Here is a 26,733-nt window from a genome sequence, read left to right on the forward strand (position 1 = left end):
CCCCCGCCCGTAAGGGACTTTCACCCTATGGAATGAAAACTCAGATTCCACAGGGTAAACCCTCTGGAATAATTTCAAGCAACACTACCATTTAGCACAAAAAAGTTGTATTTTAAACATTTTCCCAGAGCTTTCAGTAGTGTGTGCACATGCTCATGCTGGGCACACACAATAAATATAGGTCATTTGGCGTGCAGTAGTAAATTTGTAATGAGTACAATTAATAAAAATTATAGCGGATTGATCGGTTGGTGCTTTGAAATGCCAAACGCCCCATATTCGAGCCGTTAGCGTTCATGCTGAAAATCAATTGAGAGTTTAATAATCTCGCTGATAATAAATGCAGAAAATGATTAGCTTGCAAAAATGAGAAACAGAATTTAATATGGATATAATGAAAGTTTTCAAAATTCTTTGCATAATATGTGCTACTGGTTTGACAATGTTAACCTTTTCGTGTAGTGAGAAAATTAAAAATATCGACCAAGAGATAATGGTTAAAGTACCAGAATCTAAACTTTATGTGAGAGTGCGCGGAAATCCTGAAAACCCCATGATTGTTAATTTGCATGGTGGACCTGGCGGATATTCCGGTATCGATATAAAATTAATGGGTTCAGGACTAGAAGATAAATTTATGGTTGCATATTTAGACCAGCGCGGATGTGGTAAATCTTTGGAATGCAAAGATAAAGACTTACTTACAGTACAGCAGTATGTTCAAGATTTGGACATTGTAATTGATTCCTTGCGTAAAAAATACGATAAAGAAAAAGTCTATATCATGGGAACTTCATGGGGTGGGATGTATGGCTTTTTATACCTTTTAACAGACCAAACCAAAGTATATTCTTATGCTTGCATTGATGGAAAAGTTAATAGCAATTACCAAAATCATTCACTCATCGATCTTGAAACTGATAGAGCAAATGAAATACTTCAAACCAATATTACTATAGAACGAAAAGTGGAGTTAGAGCATATCGTAACAGAATTGGAACGGATTAAAAATAGTAATTTTGCACAATTTCATACCGATGTAAACTGGATGAAACATGAGGTTCCTGCCAAACTCGGATTTAACGCATATTTCGCAGATACTTCTAAGATTATTTCATTTAAAGATGTAGTGCAGGATACTGCCTTAATGAGATTGATGAAATATTCAGAAGAGGAATACGCAGAAGTTGGAGAAAAAGCAGAAATTGTAAATACTGCTTTCCGAAACACTCCCTCGTACAACAATATCAATATTGAATCTGATTTAAAGCAAATAAATACACCCACAATTGTTATTCAGGGCGAACAAGATTACGTCGTTGGAACAGGACACGCTGAATTAATTTACAATGCATTAACCAATTTATCCAAGGACAAAAAAGAACTACACATTATTCCCAATGTTGGACATTGCCCTGCTATTGAAAGCCCCCAACTACTGTCTGATATATTAGTTGATTTTTTTCAAAAGGAAAGTTTGAACAATTAATAAATAAAAGCACGAAACGCTAATCGAGTAGACGGCTGACGGACTAATAGTCCGTCAGTGCGCCTCTCCCACCACCGTACGTCAGCGAGCTTCGCTCCTCCCTTTCGCTTTGCTAAGGAGCATATACGGCTTTTCGATACGTATCAGTACTATCGCTCTTTACACCAATAGCACCTTTGCCATACTTTAGAACAAAGCTAGAAGATTCGATCTTCTGACTTCCTTGTCGAATTTAGGACAACGTATCGTTCGGCCCTTCAGCTTATCGGTGAGTCCTCCGCGAGTACTCGAATTACGAGTAGCCTGCTTGTTCAGACACCCGATCTATTGGATGAAATTGACTATTGAAACAATAATATTATATTTGTCTATAAGCTAACCAACTTAACCACAAATCTAAACCTAAAAAAACCTATGAGAGAACGATCCTGCTACAGTTACCACCCCGACACAACCAGCGTTATAACCAACAAGAACAAATACAGATAAAGCCAATATACCCGCAGGACTGCGGGTATACAGATGTTAGGGCAAATTTATTCAGTTCACAAATATTGATAATATTATAGAAAACATGAAGAAGAACAAAAAAATAATTTCAACATTTTGGTTACCAGATAGATTTAGTCTACTTGCTGTCTTAATTTTTGCATGTTCTGTTTTAGGGCAGGCACAAGAAAAAGTGAGAATATGGAATGATACTCCACCCTTTTTCTGCCCCTTCGAGCAATCTGACGCATTCTCATCTATTGGCTTTACAGGTGATATCTGGGCGGGAGGTAATGCAGACACTTTCTATCCTTCCTGGGGTAAAGACGGAAACCTTTATTCATGCTTCACGGACGGCTCAGTAGATGGCGTAAGCGTTAGCTCACGAGGTAACCCACAAAGCAATGTTGCCTACCTGACTATACAAGGCAACAACCCCAAGAAACTAAAATTCACTGACCATGGAATAATAACACACACCACAACACCCTATATAGGTAGGTATCCCAGCGCATGTCTGGTGTATAACGACAACTGGTATATCGGAACTTATTCTCTGGATGATCTTCCGCATACTAATTATGGAACTTTGGGAGGATTTGTTGGTTTTCACGTCTCTACGGATCTTGGAAAGACCTGGGAGCAGTGCCCACACACACCAGACAATGCCCTTTTTGGAGAAACAGGGAAACGCGGTAACTCAGTCAAAATCGGGGCACCTCACTTTGTGGACTTTGGTAAAAATATGGAACACAGCCCCGATGGCAAGGCATATCTGGTGTCTCACGGCTCATCCCTTCCAGATACGCAGCCACGCTATGCTAATAACAGCTGGATCACAGGTGATCAAATATACCTCTGTCGCGTCAGTCCGCAACCCGACAAGGTCAATAATAGTTCAGCATACGAGTTCTTTGCAGGTAAAGACACTAGTGGAATGGACATCTGGAGCAAAGACTTCAATGAGATTAAACCCATTGCAGACTGGAACAACAACATGGGATGTGTAACCATAACCTACAATGCACCCTTGAAAAAGTATTTTATGTGCGTAACGGATGGTCAGACGACTTTGTCACGCTATAATTCCTACATCCTGGAATCGGACAAAATCACTGGGCCCTGGCGCATGGTTTCTTACATGAAGGACTTTGGAGAAATGGGATACTTTCTCAACATCCCTTCAAAGTTTATCAGCAAAGATGGCAAGACCATGTGGCTTTGTTACTCAGCCAACTGGATTAATATCTGGCAGAATCGCACCATTTATCAAGATGATCCCAAGGGTAGCAGTTACTCTATGACATTGGTGGAGATTAAACTTATTGATTAGGACAAAGCAATTGAAAGCGATACAGAACATCCGTACTGTCAATAATCGAAAATTATCTAAATGGTATTTCTAAAATAGTTGCAGAATAATAACAACTTGCCCTAATCGAGTGGGAAGCCGCTAGGCTAAAAGCCTATTGGAGAACCCCTCACACCACCCAGCGTACGGGTCTCGTACTGGGCGGTTCGTTAAGTCATAGGAAACAAAACCGTACTTGGTTTAACTTGATTATAGAATTCCTGTAAAGGAATGTAACCCCGCTTTTTCAATCGATCAATTGTAATTGTAGTCCCCAGAATCGGGCTTTGAGCAATACGCCAACCACCCATTCTCGACCGGCTCCATTGATAGGCTTGTCCCTGTCCAACCCCAATCGGATCAGGTTTTTCCTTTTCCGTTCCCATCCCTGCAAGCTGGCTCCTCCTTTAATTTGTCCACCGGACAAATTCTTAACAGTCGGCCCTGTGCTTGCTTATCCGACCTCATAGCCTCATATCAACCGCTTTACTCTTCTCTCATCAATGATCCACCGGATCATTGGTTTTCTACGAAAACTACATTCATTCACTGTTCGTCAGTACCGGGGTTTGTAGTGGTATTTGCTCTTTAATCAATCGCAAATAACCTTCACTGCTTGAGTCGCCCCAAACCAGCTCGCCACTTGCTAATGCTTCAAGACGTTACTCCTGCGCATAAGGGACTTAAACCCTATGGAATAATTTCATGCATCACACTACCATTTAACACTAAAAAGTTGTATTTTAAACATTTTTCCAAAGCTTTCAGTAGTGTGTGCACATGCTCATGCTGGGCACACACGCGATATAAAATATTGGGGTTTAGGTGGTTATTTAAACATTCTACCACGCATCAAGTTCGGTGTAACTGGACAGGAAAGTAGTCCGCAATCCCCAACGATTTCATACCGCCAAACGTTGGCACCAATAAATGAAAAGACATAATCTGCATAACTAAACAAAATATCATGAAAAAAATAGGATTATTATTAATCGGATTGACATTTGCAATTCTATTAAATGGACAGACTATAAAAATACAAGGAGGAACTTCGATTTCTAAACTTGATTGGCAAAATGCTAATCAACAAGATAACAAGAAACTTATAGGACATTCTGTTTTTGCAGGATTAGATTACTTTGAGAAGCAATATTTTAATCTTTCAAGTAATATCGGATTGATTAGAAAAGGTGGTGAGTATGATATTAATTTCGGTTCTGATGAGGTAGCTTCAGATAAACCAATCTTAGATTATTTATCAATTAATACAACTATTGATTTTAAGTATTCAATAAAGGAGAAATTCGCTCCACTTATCAGCATGGGGCCTCGTGTTGACTTTTTAGTTAATAGTAGGAATTTTTATGCTCTTGAGGGGCTTGGCGAACTAAAAGATACATCGTTTGGATTAATACTTGGCGGAGGACTAAGATACGATATTTCAAATCTTCAATTTGGATTACGAGCGGATTACTATTTAGATTTCACAAAAGTTGCGGACTGGACAATTGAAAGTACTGGAAATGGTGGAGAAGTTTCAGTAAATACTTTTACAATAAATTTGACAATTGGATTTAAACTAAATTGATTACTGGTGCCAATCGAGTAGACGGCTGACGGACTAATAGTCCGTCAGTGCGCCTCTCACACCACCGTACGTACGGGTCTCGTATACGGCGGTTCGTCAAGTTATAGGAAACAACGGTGATTTTGGTCTCACCTCGTTGTACAGATCCAGCAAAGGAACGTATCCCCGCATTTTCAAACGATCAACCGTGATAGTAGTCCCAAGAATCGGACTTTGAGCAATACGCCAACCACCCATTCTCGATCGGATCCATTGATAGGCTTGTCCCTGTTCAACCCCCAAACGAATCAGGTTTTTCCTTTTCCGTTCCCTGCCCTGCAAGCTGGCTCCTCCTTAAATTTGTCCACCGGACAAATTCTTAACAGTCGGCCCTGTGCTTGCTTATCCGACCTCATAGCCTCATATCAACCGCTTTGCTCTTCTCTCATCAATGCTCCACCGGATCATTGGTTTTCTACGAAAACTACATTCATTCACTGTTCGTCAGTACCGGGATTTGTAGTGGTATTTGCTCATTAATCAATCGCAAATAACCTTCACTGCTTGAGTCGCCCCAAACCAGCTCGCCACTTGCTAATGCTTCAAGACGTTACTCCTGCGCATAAGGGACTTACACCCTATGGAAATATTTCATGCATCACTTTATTGTTTAACACTAAAAATTTGTATTTTAAACATTTTCCCAGAGCTTTCAGTAGTGTGTGCACATGCTCATGCTGGGCACACACACGCGGTCATAAAACATAGCGCAGAAAGTGGTATATTTAAGCATAATAACTTTTAATCAACGGCAGCAACGGTTTGATAATTTAGTGCTTCGAAGTGCGCTACGTTTCATACCGCCAAACCGTTGTGCTTCATTAAGAAAAGAAATCGATGATAAAATTCTTTAGAAAAATTCGGCAAAAATTACTCTCTGAAAATAAATTCAGCAAGTACTTAATTTATGCAATTGGAGAAATTTTTTTGGTTGTCATTGGAATATTAATAGCAATACAACTCAATTCTGTTAAGGATGAAAGAGAAAAGCGGATTGAAGAAATTATTCAACTTGAAAACTTATTAGCTGATTTAAGACAAGACAAAACAGAGCTCGATCGGATTATTGAAAGAAGAATATCTAAATCCAATTCTTCAAAAATCCTTGAAAGTATTCAGAATATACAGGAGGTAAATAATATTAATGACTATTATTCTCATGTGATGAATGTGGTGTATTGGGATGCGCATAATCCAAGTTTATTAACTTTTAATGAGCTTATTAATTCAGGCAAGCTATCTTCATTATCAAATCAAAAAATTAAGGATTTACTACTTCAAATTGATTATAACTACAATGAATTATTTGAAGTAAGAAAGCATTTATATGAGGATCACTGGGAGTATTTTTATAGACCATTTGCTGATATTATTGATTATGAAAATGCAATTATAGCTTGGACGGAACCAAACAAAGATATTGAGTTGTCAAAAGAATTCGTTGAGATAGCCATTAAAAGTAAACGTATTAAAAACGGATTTACTCTATCAAACTTTAATAATAACTTGTTGAGAGAGAAGCTATCCGATATATTAACTAAAGTTGACTCAACTATTGTATTAATTGAGGAGGAAATAAATAAATAAATAAATAACGAAAGCACAATCGAGTAGACGGCTGACGGACTAATAGTCCGTCAGTGCGCCTCTCACACCACCGTACGTACGGGTCTCGTATACGGCGGTTCGTCAAGTTATAGGAAACAACGGTGATTTTGGTCTCACCTCGTTGTACAGATCCAGCAAAGGAACGTATCCCCGCATTTTCAAACGATCAACCGTGATAGTAGTCCCAAGAATCGGACTTTGAGCAATACGCCAACCACCCATTCTCGATCGGCTCCATTGATAGGCTTGTCCCTGTTCAACCCCCAAACGAATCAGGTTTTTCCTTTTCCGTTCCCTGCCCTGCAAGCTGGCTCCTCCTTAAATTTGTCCACCGGACAAATTCTTAACAGTCGGTCCTGTGCTTGCTTATCCGACCTCATAGCCTCATATCAACCGCTTTGCTCTTCTCTCATCAATGATCCACCGGATCATTGGTTTTCTACGAAAACTACATTCATTCACTGTTCGTCAGTACCGGGGTTTGTAGTGGTATTTGCTCATTAATCAATCGCAAATAACCTTCACTGCTTGAGTCGCCCCAAACCAGCTTGCCACTTGCTAATGCTTCAAGACGTTACTCCTGCGCATAAGGGACTTACACCCTATGGAATGAAAACTCAGATTCCACAAGGTAAACCCTATGGAATAATTTCATGCATCACACTACCATTTAACACTAAAAAGTTGTATTTTAAACATTTTCCCAGAGCTTTCAGTAGTGTGTGCACATGCTCATGCTGGGCACACACACTTTATAAATTCCATGGCGGCCTCAGTGGTTCGCCAACGGCGGATTCCCGCATCGCAGTTCCGTGTCCTTCGGACAGGAACGCTCTCCGAAATCCGCCCCGACAACATGCACCAACCGTTAGTTGCTATTCCACAAAAGCGGCAATATACGCTGGATTTATAATAAAAAAGTGAACGTTTGTTAAATGAAAGTGTACTGATTGGAAAATGATTTAGCCTAACAAAAAAATAATAAAAATGAAACAATATTTAATATTTGTGATTACTATTTTACTAATCCCAAATACTTTATCTGCACAAAACCCTGAAAGCCAGATTTCATTTGCTCAAGAATCCAAACCACATCCGTATTATGTTGAGCAAGCTGAATTATGGTGGAAAGAAATTGAAAAAGCTAAAACAAATGAACTGAATTGGTATAATTATTTTCGTGCAAACAGAAATGCACAAGGAACAGCTGCCTGGAGTAAAGAATTTGTAAAAGAATCTTCTTACCTAAAATTAGGACCTGAGATTGTGAAATTGATTGAAGAAAATGTGCCCAATACATTTACATATAATTATGTTGTTTGGACGGAGAGAGGATTTGACCCAACAAAAGGTGCATATCTTTTAAAAGCATATGAAATGAATCCTGATTTTGAAGGTATTCATGCAACAATGGTTACATACACGGATTGTGTCTTTGATTATAAAAAACGGAAAGAAGTTAATAATAAGTGGTTTGAACGAAATGAAATGTCCCCTGGTTTGTTGTATTATGGATATAATGTATTAATGTCCTTAGAACCAAACGCCATCATATTTACTCAACACGACAATGACACATATCCACTTTGGATGTTACAAGACGTTAAAAATATCAGGACTGATGTTACAGTATTAAGCTTTGATATGCTACTTGTGAAGAGTTATAGGGATAAAGTGTTTGAAAAACACAACATTATTGAACTTAAAAATGAGTTTTATGAATCGAACCCCTCCAATTTAGAGGCTGTTTTAACTCATATATTAGGGAATTATAAAGGTAACAGACCTATTTACGTTGGTTTTACAGCAAATTCTAATTATTACCAAACACACAAAGATAAAATGTATGTTTCTGGATTGGCATTAAGGTATTCTGAACATCCAGTTAATTTGTTGGATTTTAACATAAATCTGATAGAAAATATGTTTCTTCTCGATTACTTAAACATTCAGATGTCTAATGATAAAAACCAAAAGAACGTTAACAATCAGAATAGAAACTATTTGAATTGTTTTGAAATGGCTTTCAAGCTTTACAGAAAAGACGGACAAAGTAAGAAGGCTGAAAAAATAAGGGATATAGCAGTTTCCATATCAAAGAATTCGGGTGATATGAATTTGATTAATAAAGTGAAACAGGAATATGGTAAATAAAAACTTGCACTAATAATCAAAGAGCATATTACAAATACTCAATAAATTAAAAAAATATAGAAACATGAAAAAAATCATCTGTTTTATTGCCATCTCAATATTTTTTACACTTAGTTCAATTGGACAAAATCTAGGAGATTCTCCCCAAACAAAATTAGGATTCACAACAATAATAAAGTCTGAGATTCTTGAAGATAGTCTGGAAATATTTACTCATCTTCCATGGAATTATAAGAATGACAAAGAATATCCATTGATATTATTGCTTGATCCGCATGCTGCATTTAAAGCCTTCGCTGCAAGCACCGAATTATTGGCATATAATAGAAGTATCCCAACTTGTATTGTTGTGGGAGTTCCACAATACAAATATGTCAATTATGATTCCTTAAGTATAGAAGCTAATATGAATTTGTTTGCAAAATTCCTGGACGAAGAATTATTCCCATATCTTAAATCCAAATACAATTTTAGCAGAACAATAATCTGGGGTCCAGGTGGTCCAGGTATGATTAGCAGCTATTTTATGCTTGAACATCCGGATTTATTCGATGGATATATAGCAGATATTCCTGATTTTAAATTAATAACCCATAAAACCAATTCAAAAAATGCTTTTAATAAACTAAAAGATAAGAATGTGAAATACTATCTTTTTGGGAGTAAGTCAAAAGACATTTACAATGAAGCCTTCCTGAATAATTTAAAATCCAATGCTCCAAAAGGATTAAAATGGAATTATACTATTTCAGAAGAACCGAATAAGATAATATACCGTCTTACTAATTATTTGCATGCACTTGAATTATTTTTCAATGATACAGAAGAATGATTACAGCAACTAATCGAGTAGACGGCGGTTCGTTAAGTATCAATATCATGCTCTTTTCACCATGGAGTTGCTACATTTGATTGGACGGTAGGTTAAGTATTATTTTATTTACCTACATTATGAGTCCTATGAGAAAGAAGTTTGACAAAGAATTTAATAAAAAAGCCATAGAGCTATCCTATGCGAGAGGGAATGCCAGCGAGATTGCAGATGAACTGGGAATCGACCGAGCATTACTTTATCGGTGGCGTAAGGAATTTAGTCAATATAAAGACAATAGTTTTCCAGGTTACGGGAATCCAAAGATGACGGATTTGGAGCGAGAAAATGCCCGCTTACAGAAAGAGCTTCGAGAAGCCAGAATGGAACGCGATATCCTAAAAAAGGCAATCAGCATCTTCTCCGTGAACGATGGGAAATCTACCAATTTATAAGTGATCACCGCAACCGGTTTTCTACCCGGATGATGTGTAAAGTATTCAAAATAAGCAAAAGCGGTTATTACCACTGGCTTCAGAACGGAGAGTCAAACCGTTGGAATGAAAACCAAAAGTTATTGGTCGAAATTAAACGGATTTTTCAGGATAGTGGTCAAAGCTATGGAAGCCCGCGTATGAGCGAAGAACTCCGCGCCTTAGGACACAAGGTGTCACGTTCTCGCACGGCCCGAATTATGAACGCTGCAGGACTGCAAGCCAAGCGGAAACGAAAGTTCAAAGCGACAACCGACTCCAGACACAACTATCCGATCGCTCCCAACCTGTTAAACCAGAACTTTTCGGTTTCTGCCCCTGCCAAAGTTTGGGTTTCCGATATTACCTATATCAGAACCAACAAAGACTGGATGTACTTGACTGTCATTATTGATTTGTTTGATCGTAAAGTGATTGGCTGGGCGATGAGCAAAGGCATGCGTGCGGAAGAAACAACGATTCCTGCATGGAGAATGGCCGTAAAGAATCGTTTGATTACGACTGAACTAATCTTTCATTCAGACCGTGGCATCCAGTATGCCTGCAATGCTTTCACCAATCTATTGGAACGCGAGCAGCTGGTTGCCCGCAGTATGAGCCGTAAAGGTAACTGCTGGGACAATGCTGTGGCCGAAAGCTTCTTTAAAACGATAAAAGTGGAGTTGGTCTATCAACGGAACTTTCTCGATCAGGAACAAGCCCAATTATCCTTGTTTCGGTGGATCGAAACCTGGTACAACAAACGAAGAAGGCATTCGGCTTTAGGGTACAAAACAATAAACCAATTTGAACAACTAAATAATAATCAAAGAATAGCAGCGTAACTCTTAACTAGCCGTACAGTTTTTTGTTGCATATCCACTACACAATATCGCAATAAACAACACCCAAAATACAAGTTACAATACAGGTTTGGAAAAGTTTCATATTCTCTTTATTCTCATTTCAGGTTCAAAGCTTTCATCACAACCTTAAAGTCTTCACAATTTTCCTAAGCAGATTACAGTAAACCCCACGTTAGATTTCATACAACCGCAGACAGATTCTGCTATCCATTGAATCGTATTTAACATTAAAACATGTCATTTCTATTCAACACTGAACTTGTAAATGGTTGATGTATTATACTCCTCCCCCGGATTCAGTATAATTGATGGGAATAGTGCTTGATTGGGACTGTCTGGAAAGTGTTGAGTTTCCAATGCCATTGACTCCCGATAGTCAAATGATCTTCCATATTTCCCGATATCGGAACCATCCATAAAATTACCACCATAGAACTGCAAAGCGGGCTCTTGGGTAAAAATCTCCATTTTCCGCCCGCTTTCAGGTTCAACAACCGTTGCAGCCCAGCTTATTGTCCTTGCTTCCTTCTTGTTCAAAGCAAAATTATGATCGTATCCCAAACCATTTTTAAACTGTACATTTTCATCTTGCAGATGCAGGTCGGCGCCAATGGCCTTGGGGCTTCTGAAATCAAACGGAGTCCCGTCAACGGACACATTTTCACCCAACGGAATCAAGGTTGAATCAACCGCAGTAAACTTATCGGCATTAATGGTTAACAAATGCTTGTTGATGGTTCCGTTTGCCTCTCCTGCCAGATTAAAAAAGGCATGGTTGGTCAGATTTACAGGCGTACTTTTATCGGTTGTGGCCAGGTATTCAATCTTAAGTTCGTTGTTTTTACTCAAAGTGTATGTTACCACCACATTCAGGTTACCCGGATAACCCATTTCTCCGTCCTTCGACAAATATTCCAACACAATTGAAGTGTCGTTAACAGCTTTTACATCCCAAACCACATTATGAAAACCGCCGGGCCCTCCATGCAAATGATTTGGCTCGTTATTAATCGGCAAAGTGTATTCTTTCCCATTCAAGGTAAATTTTCCATGCGCAATACGGTTTCCGACCCTTCCGATTAAAGCTCCGTGAAATACTTCGTTGGCATTTAAATAATCATCAATGCTAGAAAAGCCCAAAACAACATCAGCGGTCTCTCCATTTCTACCAGGAGCACGCAAACTTACAATACGACCACCATAGTTTGTAATTGCAGTGGTAATATCACCGTTTTTAAGGACATACAGATTGGTCTGTTTCCCGTTAATAGTGGTTTTAAAATCCACAGTTTTTAAGGTACCGCAGTTCAACACTTTTGATGCATCCTGGTTACATCCTGAAAGCGTAGCAAAAGCTACACTCAGGATAAATGTCAAATATCTCAACTTCATTGTTCTTATTTTTTGATTGTCTTTTTTTTACCACATTCACTTCTTCCTGTCTGGTAACTGTTGTTCCAACTTAAAGTTATACAGTTTCTCAATTTCCTTTTGTAATAATACACAGCGTAAAAAATGAAGATGAAAATTTTTCACATTTTGCTTTCATTTGTCTTAATTACTTAGTCTTGAGTAACCATACTTCCCCACCAATTATTCCCGGGGTCAAAATCTTCCGACAAAAATTGCAACCGCTGTTTTTCCAAGCGTGGCAGCCATTCATTCACTACCCTCTGCAGGTATTCTATTTCTTTTTGCGGATCATACTCCGGATCTTTTTCCGGGAACCTGGCGCCCACTTCATGCAGGTAGGAAAATAATTTGTCGGACAGTTCCTTTACTTTTGTCGGATTTTTATCTGCCAGATCAATATTTTCTTCCACATCATTTTCCAGATTATACAACTCTTCGTGACCGTCTTCGTAATAATGAATCAATTTCCAATCGCCCAACCGGATGATGGAAGAGGGTTCCCCTCCCTGGTTTCCATAATGCGGATAATGCCAGATGAGCGGACGCTCAGGAATCGAACCTCCTTTTAGAAGTGGAACCAAACTAACTCCGTCGTTATGTTCCGCTGGTTTTAGAGGCACGCCTGCCAGTTCAAGAATAGTGGGATAAAAATCGGTGCCAATAACCGGAGTATTGTTTTTTTGTCCGTTTCCAACACCCGGAACACGGATGAAATAAGGCTCGCGAATACCACCCTCGAACTGATAGCCTTTCCCTCCACGTAGCGGTAAATTCGATGTGGAATAAGAATCGCCGGCAGCTACCCCACCATTGTCGGAGGTAAAAATTACTACCGTATTTTCTGCCAGCCCAAGTTCATCCAGCGAATTTAAAACTTCGCCCACGGCATCGTCCATGGTTTCAACCAATCCGGCATAAACAGGGTTGTCCTGCACCTGACGAATGGGTAAGAAGTGCCCCATTTTGTATCCACTTTCGGCAACACCCAGCTGCTTTGCCTTTTGAGCGTATTTTGCCCATTTCCCCTGCGAAGTTTGAATAGGGCCATGCACTGCATAAAAAGACAGGTAAGCAAAAAATGCCGTATCCTTGTTTTCTTCTAGAAATTGAACGGTCTCTTTTGCCAGCCGCATAGACAGGTTTTCTCCTGTCGGGCCGTCTTCCAGGTTTGGATTTTTATACGGAGCAAAATAACCCCCTTTGGGACCTCCGGAATCCCAGCCTCCTATATTGATGTCAAAACCATGATCTTCGGGCCACGAACCTTTGCTTCCCAAATGCCACTTGCCTGCAAAAAAAGTTTTGTATCCAGCTTCTTTCATTGCTTCGGGCAAAGTGATATAATCCAGTGAAAGTTTATGCTCATATTCCGGCGGGAGCAACTGATTAAAACGGCCTGCTCTCCGCCATTCTTCTCTTGTTGGCGCTCCAATCCAATCGGTAATTCCGTGGCGCGCAGGAAATTTACCGGAAATGATACTTGCCCGTGATGGACTACAAACCTGGCAGTCTGCATACCCTTCGGTAAAAATCATCCCTTCACTTGCAATCCGGTCGATATTTGGCGTTTCGTAAAATTTACTACCGTTGATACTTAAATCGTGGTAACCGTAGTCGTCGGCCAAAATAAACAGGAAATTCATTTTTTGTTTTTCTTCCTTTTTCTGCTGACACCCATTCAGAAAAAAAACAGAAACTAATAAAAACGGTATTAAATATGTTTTCATGATCAATAGTTTAAAATGGATGATCTCATCTTTATTTATTTTATATTTCCATCCGGGTAAATTCTCTCATAATCTTTCTGCCAAATCGCTTCCATTTCTTTTACTTTTTCAGGCATTTTTGTTGCCAGATTATTGGTTTCGGTGCGGTCTTCTGCCATGTTAAACAATTCCCATTCCTCATTTGTCAAGGCTGAAATTTTCCAGTCTCCAATGCGCAGAGCACGCCCCCCCATGTGTTCCCAGAAAAGTGTATTGTGGGTAGTTGCTATTTCTTCTTTCAGTAATGGAAGAATCGATTTTCCTTCTACCGGAGTGGTTTTTAAGCCGTTTACTTCCGAAGGATACTTACCACCTGCCAACTCCAGACAAGTTGGCAAGATATCGATAACATGTCCCACTCCCCCGTTGATGGTGTTTTCTTTTCCTTTTAAGCCGGCAGGCCAATGAACAATGAACGGCGTACAGTTTCCGCCTTCGAAGGATTCCTTTTTCCAGTAGCGGAAAGGTGCATTAATAGCTCCTGCCCATGCTTTCCCCAAATAGCCCCAGGTTCCTTCATATCCCGGGTTATCAAAATCACCGTATTGTATTTCTTCTCCATCACGGTTATGACCGGGTCTGTCAAAACCAGGTGGGTAACCACGCTCTGGTGATGCGCCATTGTCAGAAAGAAAAAGAATGATGGTATTATCATATTCACCCGTTTTTTTCAATTTTGCAATTAGCTGTCCCACTCCCTGGTCCAGGTGATCGACCATAGCTGCGTGGGCTTCCATATGTTTGGCTTCCCAGGCTTTCTTTTCACAATCGTCCCACAATCGTCCCGATTCATTTTTTGCCAAAGGTGCAATCTCAGGACTCACAATTCCTTTTTCAACCAATCCTATGTACCGCTTCTCACGGAGTTTATCCCAACCTTCGTCATACACACCCTTGTACTTTGCAATGTCTTCGGGCAATGCATGAAGTGGCCAGTGAGGTGCAGTGTGAGCCACATATAAAAAGAATGGTTTATCATCTTTATTAAACTCATCAATCATTTCAATCGATTTGTCGGTGACGAAATCGGTCATATAAAAATCGTCGGGCACTTCTTTTATCGCTTCTTCGTTATGTACCAAACTGAATGGATCGAAGTAATCTACTACCCCCCAAATAACGCCCCAGTGTTCTTCAAATCCCCGATTGCATGGATACGATTCGAGTGGTGCAAAAATGCTGCTGTCTTTTCGATGTGAAAGCCACAACAATTGCTCTTCATGATTTTCTAATCCTTTTGTTCTTGAAAGGTGCCATTTCCCGGCCATTCCTGTGTGGTAGCCATTTTCTTTTAATACTTCGGCAATGGTTGCTGCATTTCTTGAAAGTGTTTGCCCGTTAGTGGCCAGTCCCACCTGGTGTGGATACTTACCGGTCAATAAAGATGCCCTTGTAGGACAACATCTTGACGCATTGTAAAACTGTGAAAAACGAACTCCGTTTTCAGCCAGACCATCGAGATTCGGAGTTTGAATTTCGCCTCCGTAACACCCGATATCGGAATAACCAAGATCGTCGGCCATAATGATTACTATGTTTGGACGCTTATCCTGTTTATCGCTTTTTGCCTGCTGGTTGCCGGAGCAACTAAAAAAAACGATTGCAACAATAAAAATTAAATACTTCATATTTTGCTTTTTAAATAATTTCACCTCAATTTCTGGTTATTTTAATATCCTGTAAGTTAAATTCATATTTTCAGATTTATTGCATCGCTTGCCAGCTGGGAATTACCGGACCGGATAGAAATTCCTTCTCATAATACCTTGGATTCTGCTGTTTCAACTTAAAGCTATACAGTTTCCCAATTTCCTTTTGTAGTTCTTGAGCAATATTTTCATTCATTTCAGCAACATTATCCAACTCTCCCGGATCGTCGCTGATTTTAAATAATTCAATACCACTAATTTGTTTGTTATTATCGGGAGCATTTCTTTTCCAAACCAGTTTCCACTGTTCAGTGTTTAGAGCAAATCGTTCGATTTTATCTCCATTCTGGTCAAGGTAAGTAAACCAGATCCTTTCTTCCAGTTTTTCGCCTTGCATGCCTTTCAGTATATTTATTCCATCAATTTCATTTTTGATTTCTCCTGAATAATTTCCTATTTCCATTAAGGTTGGAAATACATCGATATAGCCCATTTTTTCAGTAATGATTTTCCCTCCGGAAATATTTCCGGCAGGCCAGTGAGCCGCTGCAGCAACATCAATACCTCCCTGGTAAACAGTAAGTTTTGCCCCTTTTTTTTCACCATTATCTGCAACATCTTTTTTCCCTCCATTATCGCTAAAAAATAAAATGAATGTATTTTCCAGCTGTCCACGCTTTTCAATGGTCTCAAGTATTTTCCCAATATTTTGGTCCATACAATCAACCATGGCAGCATAAACCTGCCTGTTTCCTTTGCGGTGAGGGTATTTGGCAATATCTTCGGATTTTGCCTGGAATGGTGAATGTGGAGCAGTAAACGGCACATACAAAAAGAAAGGTTCATTTTCGGGAACAGAATTAATTAATTCGATAGATGCATCGCCAATCATATCAGTCACATAACCTTCTTTTTTTGAAGGAGATTCGTTCACATGCCAATCGCGTTCTCCATCTCTAACCTGATTAAAATAATCGACAGCTCCATTTAAACAACCTTCATAAAAAGTAAATCCCTGATTTGTAGGAAGCCACTTTTTTTGCCGGTGGCCCAAATGCCATTTCCCAATTATCCCCCGGTATTTGTAACCAGACTCTGCCAACATTTCGGCAACTGTAAATTCTTCGGGAGGCATTCCATATTTTCTTTGAGGTGGAATTACAGAACGCATCAGGCCAAACCGAATTGGATAACGCCCGGTCATAATTCCGGCGCGAGTTGGTGTACACATGGGACAGGCATAAAACTGCTCCAGTTGAACACCTTCAATTGCCAGCCGGTCGATATTTGGCGTCTTTATATCACTGCCATGAAAACCAACATCGGCATAACCTAAATCATCGGCCAAAAGAATAATGATATTGGGCCGTTTATCTTGTTTATCGCTTTTTGAAGATTGCCCTGTAGAACAAGCAAATAATGCCACCGAAACAAAAACCAAACCTAAATATCTCATCTGCTTCAAATTGTAGTCAGCCTTTATTTATTTCCTTAGTTATTCTTATCTTTTCTGCCTGTAAAGACTTTGTATCTGCTTCCATGGAAGCACGTGATTTGCTGTTGCCCATTTATCATACATTTCAGCCATCTCGTTTACCTTTTCCGGAAGTTGGGTTGCTAAGTCGTGCATCTCCGAACGGTCTGTTTCCATATCGTATAGTTCCCACCCGGTTTCTTGTTGTTTATTCCATTTCGAAACCAGTTTATATTTTCCATGACGTACAGCTTTGTTCCCCTCATGTTCCCAGAAAATAGGTTCAGTATGAATGGCTTTGTTTTCACCTTTAAAAACCGGCACCATGCTTTTCCCTGAAGTTGGAACTATTTTATTTCCCTGATATTCTGTTGGATATGTTGCATTTGCTGCATCGACAAAAGTTGCCATAATATCAGGCAGGAAACCGTATTGTGAAATCAGTTTACCTTGATTTTCTTTTGGGATAACATTGGGCCAGTGAACAATAAACGGTGTACCTATACCACCTTCGTGCACCCAATGCTTGTACTCACGATAAGGAGTGTTCGAGGCATTTGCCCAGGCACCTCCGTATGAAAGCATGTAACCTTCTTTTGTTTCGAGCTGTTCGGCTGGTCCTCCGCCCAGTTCCCCTCCTTCGGCACAAGCACCGTTATCATTTAAGAAAATAATAAGTGTGTTATCAAAAATTTGCTTTTCTTTTAAATAAGAAACCAGCTTACCAATGTTTTGGTCCATTTGGTCAATCATAGCTGAATAAATGGCACGACGTGTATCCATTTCCTTTTTCTTTTCATCGCTCAATGAATTCCAATCGCGCCATGCGTCAGGAGACAAGTCCCAATTTTCGTCGATAAGTCCCATTTCCTTCATTCGGGTATAACGTGTTTGCCTGAGTTCAGACCAGCCTTCCATGTATTTTCCCTTGTATTTTTCAACTACCTCCTGTGGGGCATGTAAAGGCCAGTGTGGCGCTGTGTAAGCCAGGTAAAGAAAAAATGGTTTGTCTTTGTTTTCCTGTTGTGATTCATTAACAAAATTGATTGCATTATCGGTGAATGCATCAGTAGTATAAAAATCCTCATCGGTAACAGAGATGGTATCGTTCATAGATATAATACCACGCGGATAAATCGGTTTAAAAAAATTACTTGCCCCGGCTGTCAATCCGTAAAATTTATCGAATCCCCGTTGCAAGGGCCATTTTGATTTATCGGAAATTCCGAGATGCCATTTCCCAGTCATCAGGGTTGAATAACCCGCTTCTTTTAAAACTTCGGCAATAGTTACACTATTTTTATTTAGAAATCCCCGATATTCGGGAATTCCCAGGTCGTGGTGGGTAAAATCGGTTGGCATATTGGTCATGTGCCCAATTCCGGTTTGATGCGGATAACAGCCTGTCATCAAACTGGCCCGGGTTGGGCAGCACCGCGCTCCGTTATAGAATTGTGTAAAACGTAAACCATTTGCTGCCAGTGCATCTAAATTAGGCGTTTCCACCTCACCACCAAAACACCCCAGGTCGGAATAACCCATATCATCGGAAAGGATAAGAATAATATTTGGCTTTATCGGTTGCTGCTTGCTGCTTGCTGCTTGCTGGTTGCTTGAGCAACTTACTATTATAAATGCAGCGATAAGAAGTAAAATATTTGTACGTTTCATTTTTCTCATTTTAAAATAATGGTAATGATTAAGACTGTTCCTTATTTCTTCAATTTTTTAGACATGTGTTCAAATGCTTCCATTTCTGTTTGCAATCCTTCGTCGCCACATTCGTTAAGTTTTGTGACCAGGAGTTTAAACTGATGGTCAACACAATAAAGAGCAATTTTATCTTCATCTTTTTGGTGTTTAATAGTGACCGGTTTATTTTTTCCCAGTTAACCTTTTGAATATTTTTATTTCGTCTTCGCTGTATGGAGTACCATCAAAGCGGAACAAATCATGGAACCAGATTTTAGGTTCCGGGAAAGCTTCTCCGGGTTGTACAACATTACCATTATCACGTTCGTGTTTTACACTCCTGTTTCCGTGTTCATCTGTCCGGCTTTTCCAATTCCAAATAGTTCCTGACTTACCGGAAACAAAGCCCCAGTTAACAGCGCCGACCTGAAGTTCTTTAAAAACAGTAAGGCAGTCATCAACGGTACTTCCCTGGTCGCGGGCTAACCATTCTGTAACAATTACAGGACGGCCATTCTTTTTAAATTCACTGACCTGTTTTCTTATTCCTTTCGGGCCGGAATAGGTATGAATGGAGTGTAAATCAGAATTAATGCGGTTAATCCTGATATTTGTTTCTCCCACACTTCCGGCAGATGTTGATGTAATGGGTTGAGAAGGATTTACTTCCCTGGCCCAAACCCAGGAATCGTAAACCAATTGTTTTGATTGATCTCCAATCTTGCTATTTACTTTGGCTGCCCCCATGTCTCCTTCTTCACCTGTACCTCTGCCGGGTTCGTTATAGAGTTCCCACATCAATACACGCTCGTCGTTTTTAAAACGTTTTATGGTTTTTTGTACGTAACCTTTTAAACTTCCGATTTCCTTCGGTGTAGCCTCTCCCCTGGCATATCTTTCTGCCAGCTCTCGTGCCGGACTGTTTACCCAGCCTGAATTATGATAGCCTTTTACTGGTAAAGGTTGTTCCCCCAGTTTAGGATTTGGGAAGTGACAATCGTCGAAAAATACAAACCAGGGCCGGATATTGTATTTTTGGCAAATATCAAGAAACTGGTCCATTCGTTTGTACAGTCCCTTTGCATCATCAGCCCAAACCAAATCGTGCAGGAAAACACGGAGGGTGTTCATGCCCATATCGGCAGCCCATGAAAGTTCAAGGTCGATTCTTTCAGGATTCCAGGTTGAAGCCTGCCACATGTCAATTTGATTGATGGCAGTTGCAGGATAATAATTACATCCCACCAGCCAGGGTTGATTTTCGTACCATTGGTTGATACGCTCAACAGACCATTGTCCGGGCACAGGAAGCGAATCGTTTATTTTGTTTTGTGCGAATAGTTGCACAAAAATCAACATAAACACTACTGTTGTAAAATTTCTTTTCATGAGTATTATTGTTATTCTTATTATGCTAATTCTTTTATATTTAATTTAGAATGAAGAAGATTTAATTCTGAAATGTTTTCCTTTTTTAGCTTTATTCAATTCTTCATACGAATCAATTTCAGCCCCCGGATCGCCCTGCTCTTTCAGCCATTTGTCAAGTTCCTTCGAAAGTTTTTTCTGAATTCCACTTACATCTTTCTGATTGCTCAGGTTCTGCATTTCGTTTGGATCGTCAACCATATTATAAAGCTCTTCTGCCGGACGTTTCTGGTAACGGGTTACCAAATCCAAAATTTCAGGATCATCCGAGGCATCGAAAACCCACGATGGCCAGTATTTATTTAGCGGCATACGCGCCATCAGGTGCCGCTCGATGTAAAGATTTTCCGGGCTAAGATTCCGAATATAGTGATACTTACCATCAGTAACCGAACGAATTGGATATGCCGGACCTTCGGGCACATTGTTATGCATGAAGTAGGCATATTCGCGGTGCGTATCTTTTTCTCCGAGTAGAACGGGCAAAAAGCTGCTTCCGTCAAATTCGGCTTTCGTATTACTTCCAAGCGCATCAAGTAAAGTTGGCAATACATCGTTGTACTGAATAAGCGCATCGCTGCGGACACCACTTTCTACTTTCCCGGGCCAGCGCAGCACAAATCCGGTGTGCACGCCATTGTTCCAGTTGGTCCATTTACAAAATGGCAACTGCGCACCTTGCTCCGATGTAAATATTACGATAGTATTCTCGGCAATATCCAACTCTTCAAGCAGTGCTAAAGTTTCTCCTACTTGTTGGTCCAGCACCTCAACTTCGGCCAGGTATTTGGCGAATTCGGTGCGTGTTTCTTTGTTATCAGCCAGGTATGGCGGAAGTTTTAACTCTTTGGGATTAAAATGCGATGGATCGCCAACCGTCCATGGAATATGTGGAACAACAAGTGCAGTAATTAGACAGAAAGGCTGCTCTTTGTTTCTGCCCATAAATTCTTTTAACCCGGCAGGATCATATTTTGCAGTCTCCGAAACACAATTGCGTTCAACACCATCAACCATTTCGAAAGGAAAAACTTCTCTTGGTTCGGCATGTACTTTACCTGCAATACCAATCCGATAGCCCAATTCCCCCAGGTGCTGAACAAAGCTTGTTGTTCCGGTTCGTGCAATGGTATGATTCCAGCACACACCGCTGTTAACAGGTTGTAGCCCTGTGTACAGTTCTGCCCTGCAAGGCACACACATCGACATGGTTACATAGGCATTATTGAAGGTCATTCCCTGCGAAGCCAGTTGATCGATTTGTGGTGTTTTAACATTTACTCCACCATACAACGGCAAATCGCTGTGGGTGCAATCATCTGCCATTATGATTAGGATGTTGGAGGGATTGGATGTTGTGTTTTGTGCCCTAAGTTCTGAATGAAAACACAAAGCCGCAAAGGTGAGACAAAAAATCAATTTTTGCATTCCAGTTGTTTGTTATTTTATGTAATATGATGCTTTCAAGAAATCATACCAATTACTTTGTTTCACTCTATTTTTCATAGAACCCTGGTTTTTGTTTTTTGAAACAAAAGGGGCTACCCAGAAAGCAGCAGCCCCAAAATCTAACCAAACTATCTATTAATAACCGGGATTTTGTTCACACAAAGGATTTGCATCAATCTCAATTTGAGGAATCGGCATACGTACATGATAATCCTTTGCATTTGTAATTCCTCTTTCGTGCGCCGAACTGATAAACTTTCCGTGACGAATTAAATCCTGACGTCTTTTTCTTTCGCTATAAAACTCCCAACCTCGTTCATTCAGAATATGATCTCTGAGTTCTTCTTTTGAAGCAAAATCAGCAACAAATATATCTCCCAGATTTGCACGATCTCTCACCATATTTATCAAATCAATCGATTCCTGGTTAGGACCATTTAATTCATTTAGAGATTCGGCTCTTGCCAACAGTATGTCCGCGTACCTAATTTGTGGAATATCGTTTCCATTGTCGTTGGTTTGTGCATTTGCATCGGGCCAATATTTGAAAGAACGTGTATTATTTGCATTTAGAAGTGAAACTGTTTCTCCTTTCTTATTTATGAATTCCGAAATTATTAGTTCTTTTCGTTGATCACCTTCTTCGAATGAATTGTAAAAAGAATCGTAAATTCTATATTGAGCGGCCCAGTTTCTCATATTGGAAGTCCAGGTAAAACCACTTTTGGGTTCAATGGAAAAATTAATTGGATAAGCACCATTAATGTAAAAATTTCCAGGTCCTTCAACTACTGCCTGATGCACCCAGATATATTCGTTGTTTCTTTCATTTTCAACCTTGAACATCTCTCTGAAATCAGGATAAAGTTCGTAATAGTTCATATCCATTAAGCTCTTGGCAGCATCGGCACATTTTTGCCACTGCTTTGAGGCCAGATAAAACTTACACAAGAATGCAGTTGCAGCACCTTTATGTGCACGGCCGTAAACTTTTTCATCTCCGGGATCTGGCAGGTCAGTAATAATTTCAGAAAATTCAGTTTCCAGAAACGTTAACATTTCCTGTTCGGTAGCTCTCGGAAGTTCCAACTCATCCATGGCACTTTTTCTTAATGGCACGGGACCAAAAAAGGTGTACATGTAATAATATTCGGTTGCCCGTATAAAACGCGCTTCAGCTCTGATTAACTTCTTCTCTGAATCGGATAATGTTGATTCTTCGATATTATCGAGTATTGTATTGGCATCTCTTACCCCTCTGAAAGGACCTCTCCACATTAAATCAGTTATCCAACCGGTTGATGCATCCCATGTAAAATTTATCATTTGAACGGCAGTACGATTTTCACCACCACCGGTTTCCCATTCAATGTCTGTACACCACTCCTCAAGGTTTAACAAACCTTTTCCACCCCAACCATTCAGTTGACTTTCGGCATAGGCAGCATGAAGTACAGCTTCGGCACCTATAATATCATTAAATAATCCATCCGGATCTAATTCGGAATAAACATCTTCTTCCAGTACATTTTCACAACTATTTATAAAAAACAGCCCGAGAAGTAAAGCTAGTGTATATAATATATTCTTTTTCATAATTAAATCTTTTTTTTAGCGTTTAGAATCCTATTTCACAACCAATCATGTAGGTTCTGGCAACCGGATATGAGTTAAAATCAATTTTCAAACTCGGATTCCCATTGGAGTTGGTCGATGGGTCGAATCCGGAATAATCTGAAATTGTAAACAGGTTCTGTCCGGTAACATATACGTTTGCGGATTTCAGTACTTTATTGTTCAGTTTAAAGTCGTAACTCAACTTAACGGTTTTTAAGCGAATGTATGACGCATCTTCAACCGTAGTAGTATTGACGGCTTTATTTCCCTGTCCGTTTGGATTTACAAATGAAGGATATTCATTGGTTGGATTATCGGCAGTCCATCTGTTCAAATAGGGTTCTGCTAATTTATTTCGTCGGAAGTTAATTGGGAAATAACTATCTACTAAATTATTATTTAGCATTTCAATTCCATGAACTCCCTCAAAAAAGAAGTTTAACGCAAAACCTTTGTATGAAAGATTATTGGATAATCCCCACATAAATGTCGGGAATGAATTTCCAATTATAACCCGATCATCATCGTTAATTTTTCCATCCGTTGCATCTGGCACACCGTCGCCATCAGTATCAACAGTTAGCTGGTCTTTGAATTTTGTATCACCAGGTTCTACAGGGTCTGTAGTAATACTAAAATCGTCGTCAAGCTGCCAAACACCTTCTACTTCATAACCATAGAAAGAATTTAACGGTTCTCCTTCTCTGATTAACGCAATACCATTTGTCCATCCGGCTCCTGCGTGTATAATCTCAGGAATAGGGCCTAAATCCAACACTTCATTTTTAATGGTAGAGAAGTTAAAATTTGTATTCCACTTGAAATCTCCAACAAAGTTTCGTGTTTCGATCATGAATTCGAATCCCCGGTTACGGATACTTCCAATATTCTGCAAAATACTTGTAAAACCTGTTGAGGATGGTATCGGCAAAGCCAGCAACATATCGGTAGTTTCTTTGGTGTAATAATCTATCGTAGCATAAATCCGGTTATCCAAAAATCCCATATCAAACCCAAAGTTTAACTGTTTGGTCGTTTCCCATTTCAATTCCGGGTTTCCAATTCGTGATGGATCGATTGTAGTAGTTTGCTGACCATTTAAAACTGCCTCTGGTCCGGTTGCAAAAGTTGTAAGCGACTGGTAGTTACCAATTCCCTGGTTACCTGTAATCCCCCAGCTTGTGCGGAATTTCAGCAGACTGAAAACATCGAGATCTTTGATAAAATCCTCGTCGTGCATTTTCCAGGCACCTGCTACTGAAGGGAAATAACTGAATTTGTTACTTTCGCCAAAACGTGATGAACCATCAGCCCTAAAGGTGGCTGTAAATAAGTACTTATTTTTAAGGTTGTAATTGACTCTGGCAATGTATGATAGTAATTTATAGGTAGCTTTATTGCTGCTTTCGCCATATAAGGTAGGGTCGGCAGCTTGCATTGCCCAGGTTTTGGTAATGTCATTCGGAAAATTCCGGGCAGTCATTGTTGTTCGATCAGTGTTAAACGACTGATAGGTAACTCCACCCATAAACGTCATACTATTATCCTGGTCAAAATCTTTTATATAAGTGGTTGTTCCTTCAAAAAGGTAGTTGGTTTTAATACCCTGAATGATGGATCCAATTCCCCCTGCTCCTGCTCCGTTTTTCGTAGTGCGATCAACATATACATCGCGCCGACTGTTCTGAACATCAAAACCACCATTTAATTTTGCAGTCCAGCCCGGCAATATTTCGTATTGTCCGAAGAAGCTTCCCAGGGTACGGTAACTGTTACCGAACCCGGCTTTACCATTTGCTAACGCCAGCGGGTTATCAGTTGTAATATATGGCGAAATTTGATAAGTTCCGTTTTCGTTGTAAACACTAATTGTCGGGTCAAAATTTAATGCTGCATACAGTGCACCTGCTTCTTCATTACCGGCATAACCAAATACGACATAATCATCTTGCGTGTATGATGTTGTAAAGTTTGCACCCAAGGTAAATTTATTTACTTTATGCTGAAGATTTAACCGTGCATCATAACGTTTAAATGCCGAATTGGTAACAATGCCTTCCTGGTCAAAATAATTTAGCGATGAATAGAACTTGGTATTTTTATTTCCCCCAGAAAAGGATAAATTATGACTTTGTACCATGGCATTTCGTGTAATCTCTTTTTGCCAATTGGTTCCACCGTTTTGAATTCCGGTAACTGCTTCTTCCGGGTTGCCACCTCCGTCAGCTAAAATATCATTCATAACCTGCATGTATTCTTCGGCACTTAGCAAGTCTACTAGATTTGCAGGAGTTTGAACACCTGCATAGCCACTATAATTTACATCAAAAGTACCGTCTTTACCACTTTTTGTAGTAACTATAATTACACCATTTGCACCACGAGCTCCATAAATTGCTGTAGCTGATGCATCTTTCAATATCTCGATAGACTCAATATCCGAAGGATTGATAGAACTTAAAGGGTTTCTGGGTGCACGAGAACTTGGAATATCAGCTCCTGTACCTGAAAGTACCTGTCCGTTATCAATCGGTAATCCGTCAACCACATACAAAGGGCTTGAACTTGCATTAATTGAACCGGCCCCACGAATTTGAATCGACATTCCGCCACCGGGTTCGGCACTGGCTTGTGTTACCTGAACACCTGGAGTTCGTCCCTGGATAAGTTCATCAACCGAAGAAACAGCACCTGTGTTCATATCATCTTCATTTAAGGAAGATACAGAACCTGTTAAGTCGCTCTTTTTAACCACACCATAACCAATGGCAACTACCTCTTCAACACCAATGGCATCAGCAAGCATTAAAATGTTAATATTGCTTTGCTCCCCAACTTTAATCTCCTGAGAAATCATTCCAACAAATGAAAACACCAGCACATTCTCTTTAGTAACATTCGATATATTGTAGCTCCCGTCAATAGTAGTAACAGTTCCTTTCGTAGTTCCTTTAATAAGCACTGTAACTCCAGGCAGTGGTTCTCCGTTCTCATCGGTTACCGTACCACTTATCCCATCTTGCTGCAGAGCAACCACATCCTCACCAATAGGACTTATAGCAATATATCTATCGATTATTTTGAACTCGTACTTCTCTTTATCAAAGAGTTCATCCATAACTTCGGAGATATTCGCCTGTTTGTAGTTTAAGTCAACCTTTTTATCCAAAAGGTAATCGTCGTACTTCAGCATAAAGTAAAATTCAGTTTCATCTTCAATGTGCTCGATGACTTCTTTTACCGTTGCATTTTTCATGGAAAGACTAATTTTTGTCGATTGCGCGTAGCTGCCGGCAAACGCATGAAAGCTCAAGACAAGAATTAGTAAAGTCGTTAGTTTCATAGTTATTAGAACTTTTTTTAGTTGCCCGTAAAAA

The 26,733-nt window shown here is 39.7% G+C and carries 17 protein-coding genes; 7 read left to right on the forward strand and 10 right to left on the reverse strand.

The features are described from left to right. Window positions 1-385: 385 nt before the first annotated feature. Both ACUNWA_RS04995 and ACUNWA_RS05000 read left to right on the forward strand, forming a co-directional pair. A complete protein-coding gene (locus ACUNWA_RS04995) occupies window positions 386-1,489 on the forward strand; it encodes an alpha/beta fold hydrolase (protein WP_445590786.1) in 1,104 nt (367 codons plus the stop codon). Window positions 1,490-2,171: 682 nt separating this feature from the next. Further along, a complete protein-coding gene (locus ACUNWA_RS05000; protein WP_445590787.1) occupies window positions 2,172-3,311 on the forward strand; it encodes a DUF4185 domain-containing protein in 1,140 nt (379 codons plus the stop codon). Window positions 3,312-3,499: 188 nt separating this feature from the next. Here ACUNWA_RS05000 and ACUNWA_RS05005 read toward each other — a convergent pair whose 3' ends face one another. After that, window positions 3,500-3,715, reverse strand: a complete 216-nt coding sequence (locus tag ACUNWA_RS05005) for a hypothetical protein (protein ID WP_445590788.1) — start codon at window positions 3,713-3,715, stop codon at window positions 3,500-3,502. A gap of 581 nt (window positions 3,716-4,296) precedes the next feature. On the opposite strand from ACUNWA_RS05005, the gene ACUNWA_RS05010 reads away from it, so the two are divergent. The 5 genes from ACUNWA_RS05010 to ACUNWA_RS05030 all read left to right on the forward strand — a co-directional run bounded on the left by ACUNWA_RS05010 (window position 4,297) and on the right by ACUNWA_RS05030 (window position 10,847). Further along, window positions 4,297-4,917 (forward strand): outer membrane beta-barrel protein, encoded by a 621-nt coding sequence (locus ACUNWA_RS05010; protein WP_445590789.1) that lies wholly within the window; start codon window positions 4,297-4,299, stop codon window positions 4,915-4,917. A gap of 876 nt (window positions 4,918-5,793) precedes the next feature. Continuing rightward, on the forward strand, window positions 5,794-6,543 hold the full coding sequence (locus ACUNWA_RS05015; protein ID WP_445590790.1) for a DUF6090 family protein: 750 nt from the start codon (window positions 5,794-5,796) through the stop codon (window positions 6,541-6,543). 1,008 nt (window positions 6,544-7,551) lie between these two features. After that, window positions 7,552-8,718 carry a hypothetical protein gene (locus ACUNWA_RS05020; RefSeq protein ID WP_445590791.1) on the forward strand — a complete coding sequence of 389 codons (1,167 nt, stop codon included), beginning with the start codon at window positions 7,552-7,554 and terminating at the stop codon, window positions 8,716-8,718. Between the two features lie 64 nt (window positions 8,719-8,782). Continuing rightward, window positions 8,783-9,550, forward strand: a complete 768-nt coding sequence (locus ACUNWA_RS05025; RefSeq protein ID WP_445590792.1) for an alpha/beta hydrolase-fold protein — start codon at window positions 8,783-8,785, stop codon at window positions 9,548-9,550. 119 nt (window positions 9,551-9,669) lie between these two features. Further along, window positions 9,670-10,847 (forward strand): IS3 family transposase gene (locus tag ACUNWA_RS05030; RefSeq protein WP_445590793.1). Its coding sequence is split into 2 segments (ribosomal slippage): window positions 9,670-9,928 and window positions 9,928-10,847, totalling 1,179 coding nucleotides; the frame shifts between segments, so codons are not numbered across the junction. Window positions 10,848-11,111: 264 nt separating this feature from the next. On the opposite strand, the gene ACUNWA_RS05035 is transcribed toward ACUNWA_RS05030, so the two are convergent. The 9 genes from ACUNWA_RS05035 to ACUNWA_RS05075 form a co-directional block, all read right to left on the reverse strand. After that, window positions 11,112-12,260, reverse strand: coding sequence for an aldose epimerase family protein (locus tag ACUNWA_RS05035; protein WP_445590794.1), 1,149 nt, complete (start codon window positions 12,258-12,260; stop codon window positions 11,112-11,114). Window positions 12,261-12,430: 170 nt separating this feature from the next. Then, entirely contained in the window at window positions 12,431-14,008 is a 1,578-nt protein-coding gene (locus ACUNWA_RS05040; RefSeq protein WP_445590795.1) for a sulfatase, read from the reverse strand. A 35-nt stretch (window positions 14,009-14,043) separates the two neighbouring features. After that, window positions 14,044-15,675, reverse strand: coding sequence for an arylsulfatase (locus tag ACUNWA_RS05045; protein ID WP_445590796.1), 1,632 nt, complete (start codon window positions 15,673-15,675; stop codon window positions 14,044-14,046). A gap of 76 nt (window positions 15,676-15,751) precedes the next feature. Next, window positions 15,752-17,152, reverse strand: a complete 1,401-nt coding sequence (locus ACUNWA_RS05050; RefSeq protein WP_445590797.1) for a sulfatase-like hydrolase/transferase — start codon at window positions 17,150-17,152, stop codon at window positions 15,752-15,754. A 45-nt stretch (window positions 17,153-17,197) separates the two neighbouring features. Then, window positions 17,198-18,841 carry an arylsulfatase gene (locus ACUNWA_RS05055; RefSeq protein WP_445590798.1) on the reverse strand — a complete coding sequence of 548 codons (1,644 nt, stop codon included), beginning with the start codon at window positions 18,839-18,841 and terminating at the stop codon, window positions 17,198-17,200. A 204-nt stretch (window positions 18,842-19,045) separates the two neighbouring features. Further along, the gene (locus tag ACUNWA_RS05060) at window positions 19,046-20,251 is read right to left on the reverse strand and encodes a cellulase family glycosylhydrolase (protein ID WP_445590799.1); all 1,206 of its coding nucleotides are present in this window, start codon (window positions 20,249-20,251) and stop codon (window positions 19,046-19,048) included. 45 nt (window positions 20,252-20,296) lie between these two features. Next, the gene (locus tag ACUNWA_RS05065; RefSeq protein WP_445590800.1) at window positions 20,297-21,718 is read right to left on the reverse strand and encodes a sulfatase family protein; all 1,422 of its coding nucleotides are present in this window, start codon (window positions 21,716-21,718) and stop codon (window positions 20,297-20,299) included. Between the two features lie 156 nt (window positions 21,719-21,874). Next, complete coding sequence (locus tag ACUNWA_RS05070; RefSeq protein ID WP_445590801.1) at window positions 21,875-23,335, reverse strand: RagB/SusD family nutrient uptake outer membrane protein; 1,461 nt, start codon at window positions 23,333-23,335, stop codon at window positions 21,875-21,877. 22 nt (window positions 23,336-23,357) lie between these two features. Continuing rightward, window positions 23,358-26,699: a SusC/RagA family TonB-linked outer membrane protein gene (locus tag ACUNWA_RS05075; protein ID WP_445590802.1), complete on the reverse strand. Its 3,342-nt coding sequence runs from the start codon at window positions 26,697-26,699 to the stop codon at window positions 23,358-23,360. Between the last annotated feature and the right edge of the window lie 34 nt (window positions 26,700-26,733).

It is taken from the genome of Sunxiuqinia sp. sy24 (assembly GCF_052677165.1).

What these genes read in the sequence shown, in the direction of transcription:
- ACUNWA_RS05050 (WP_445590797.1), bottom strand. Translation starts at nt 17,152, where the DNA reads ATGAGATATTTAGGTTTGGTTTTTGTTTCGGTGGCATTATTTGCTTGT.
- ACUNWA_RS05020 (WP_445590791.1), top strand. Translation starts at nt 7,552, where the DNA reads ATGAAACAATATTTAATATTTGTGATTACTATTTTACTAATCCCAAAT.
- ACUNWA_RS05045 (WP_445590796.1), bottom strand. Translation starts at nt 15,675, where the DNA reads ATGAAGTATTTAATTTTTATTGTTGCAATCGTTTTTTTTAGTTGCTCC.
- ACUNWA_RS05005 (WP_445590788.1), bottom strand. Translation starts at nt 3,715, where the DNA reads ATGGGAACGGAAAAGGAAAAACCTGATCCGATTGGGGTTGGACAGGGA.
- ACUNWA_RS05040 (WP_445590795.1), bottom strand. Translation starts at nt 14,008, where the DNA reads ATGAAAACATATTTAATACCGTTTTTATTAGTTTCTGTTTTTTTTCTG.
- ACUNWA_RS05060 (WP_445590799.1), bottom strand. Translation starts at nt 20,251, where the DNA reads ATGAAAAGAAATTTTACAACAGTAGTGTTTATGTTGATTTTTGTGCAA.
- ACUNWA_RS05015 (WP_445590790.1), top strand. Translation starts at nt 5,794, where the DNA reads ATGATAAAATTCTTTAGAAAAATTCGGCAAAAATTACTCTCTGAAAAT.
- ACUNWA_RS05035 (WP_445590794.1), bottom strand. Translation starts at nt 12,260, where the DNA reads ATGAAGTTGAGATATTTGACATTTATCCTGAGTGTAGCTTTTGCTACG.
- ACUNWA_RS04995 (WP_445590786.1), top strand. Translation starts at nt 386, where the DNA reads ATGGATATAATGAAAGTTTTCAAAATTCTTTGCATAATATGTGCTACT.
- ACUNWA_RS05055 (WP_445590798.1), bottom strand. Translation starts at nt 18,841, where the DNA reads ATGAAACGTACAAATATTTTACTTCTTATCGCTGCATTTATAATAGTA.
- ACUNWA_RS05070 (WP_445590801.1), bottom strand. Translation starts at nt 23,335, where the DNA reads ATGAAAAAGAATATATTATATACACTAGCTTTACTTCTCGGGCTGTTT.
- ACUNWA_RS05025 (WP_445590792.1), top strand. Translation starts at nt 8,783, where the DNA reads ATGAAAAAAATCATCTGTTTTATTGCCATCTCAATATTTTTTACACTT.
- ACUNWA_RS05075 (WP_445590802.1), bottom strand. Translation starts at nt 26,699, where the DNA reads ATGAAACTAACGACTTTACTAATTCTTGTCTTGAGCTTTCATGCGTTT.
- ACUNWA_RS05010 (WP_445590789.1), top strand. Translation starts at nt 4,297, where the DNA reads ATGAAAAAAATAGGATTATTATTAATCGGATTGACATTTGCAATTCTA.
- ACUNWA_RS05065 (WP_445590800.1), bottom strand. Translation starts at nt 21,718, where the DNA reads ATGCAAAAATTGATTTTTTGTCTCACCTTTGCGGCTTTGTGTTTTCAT.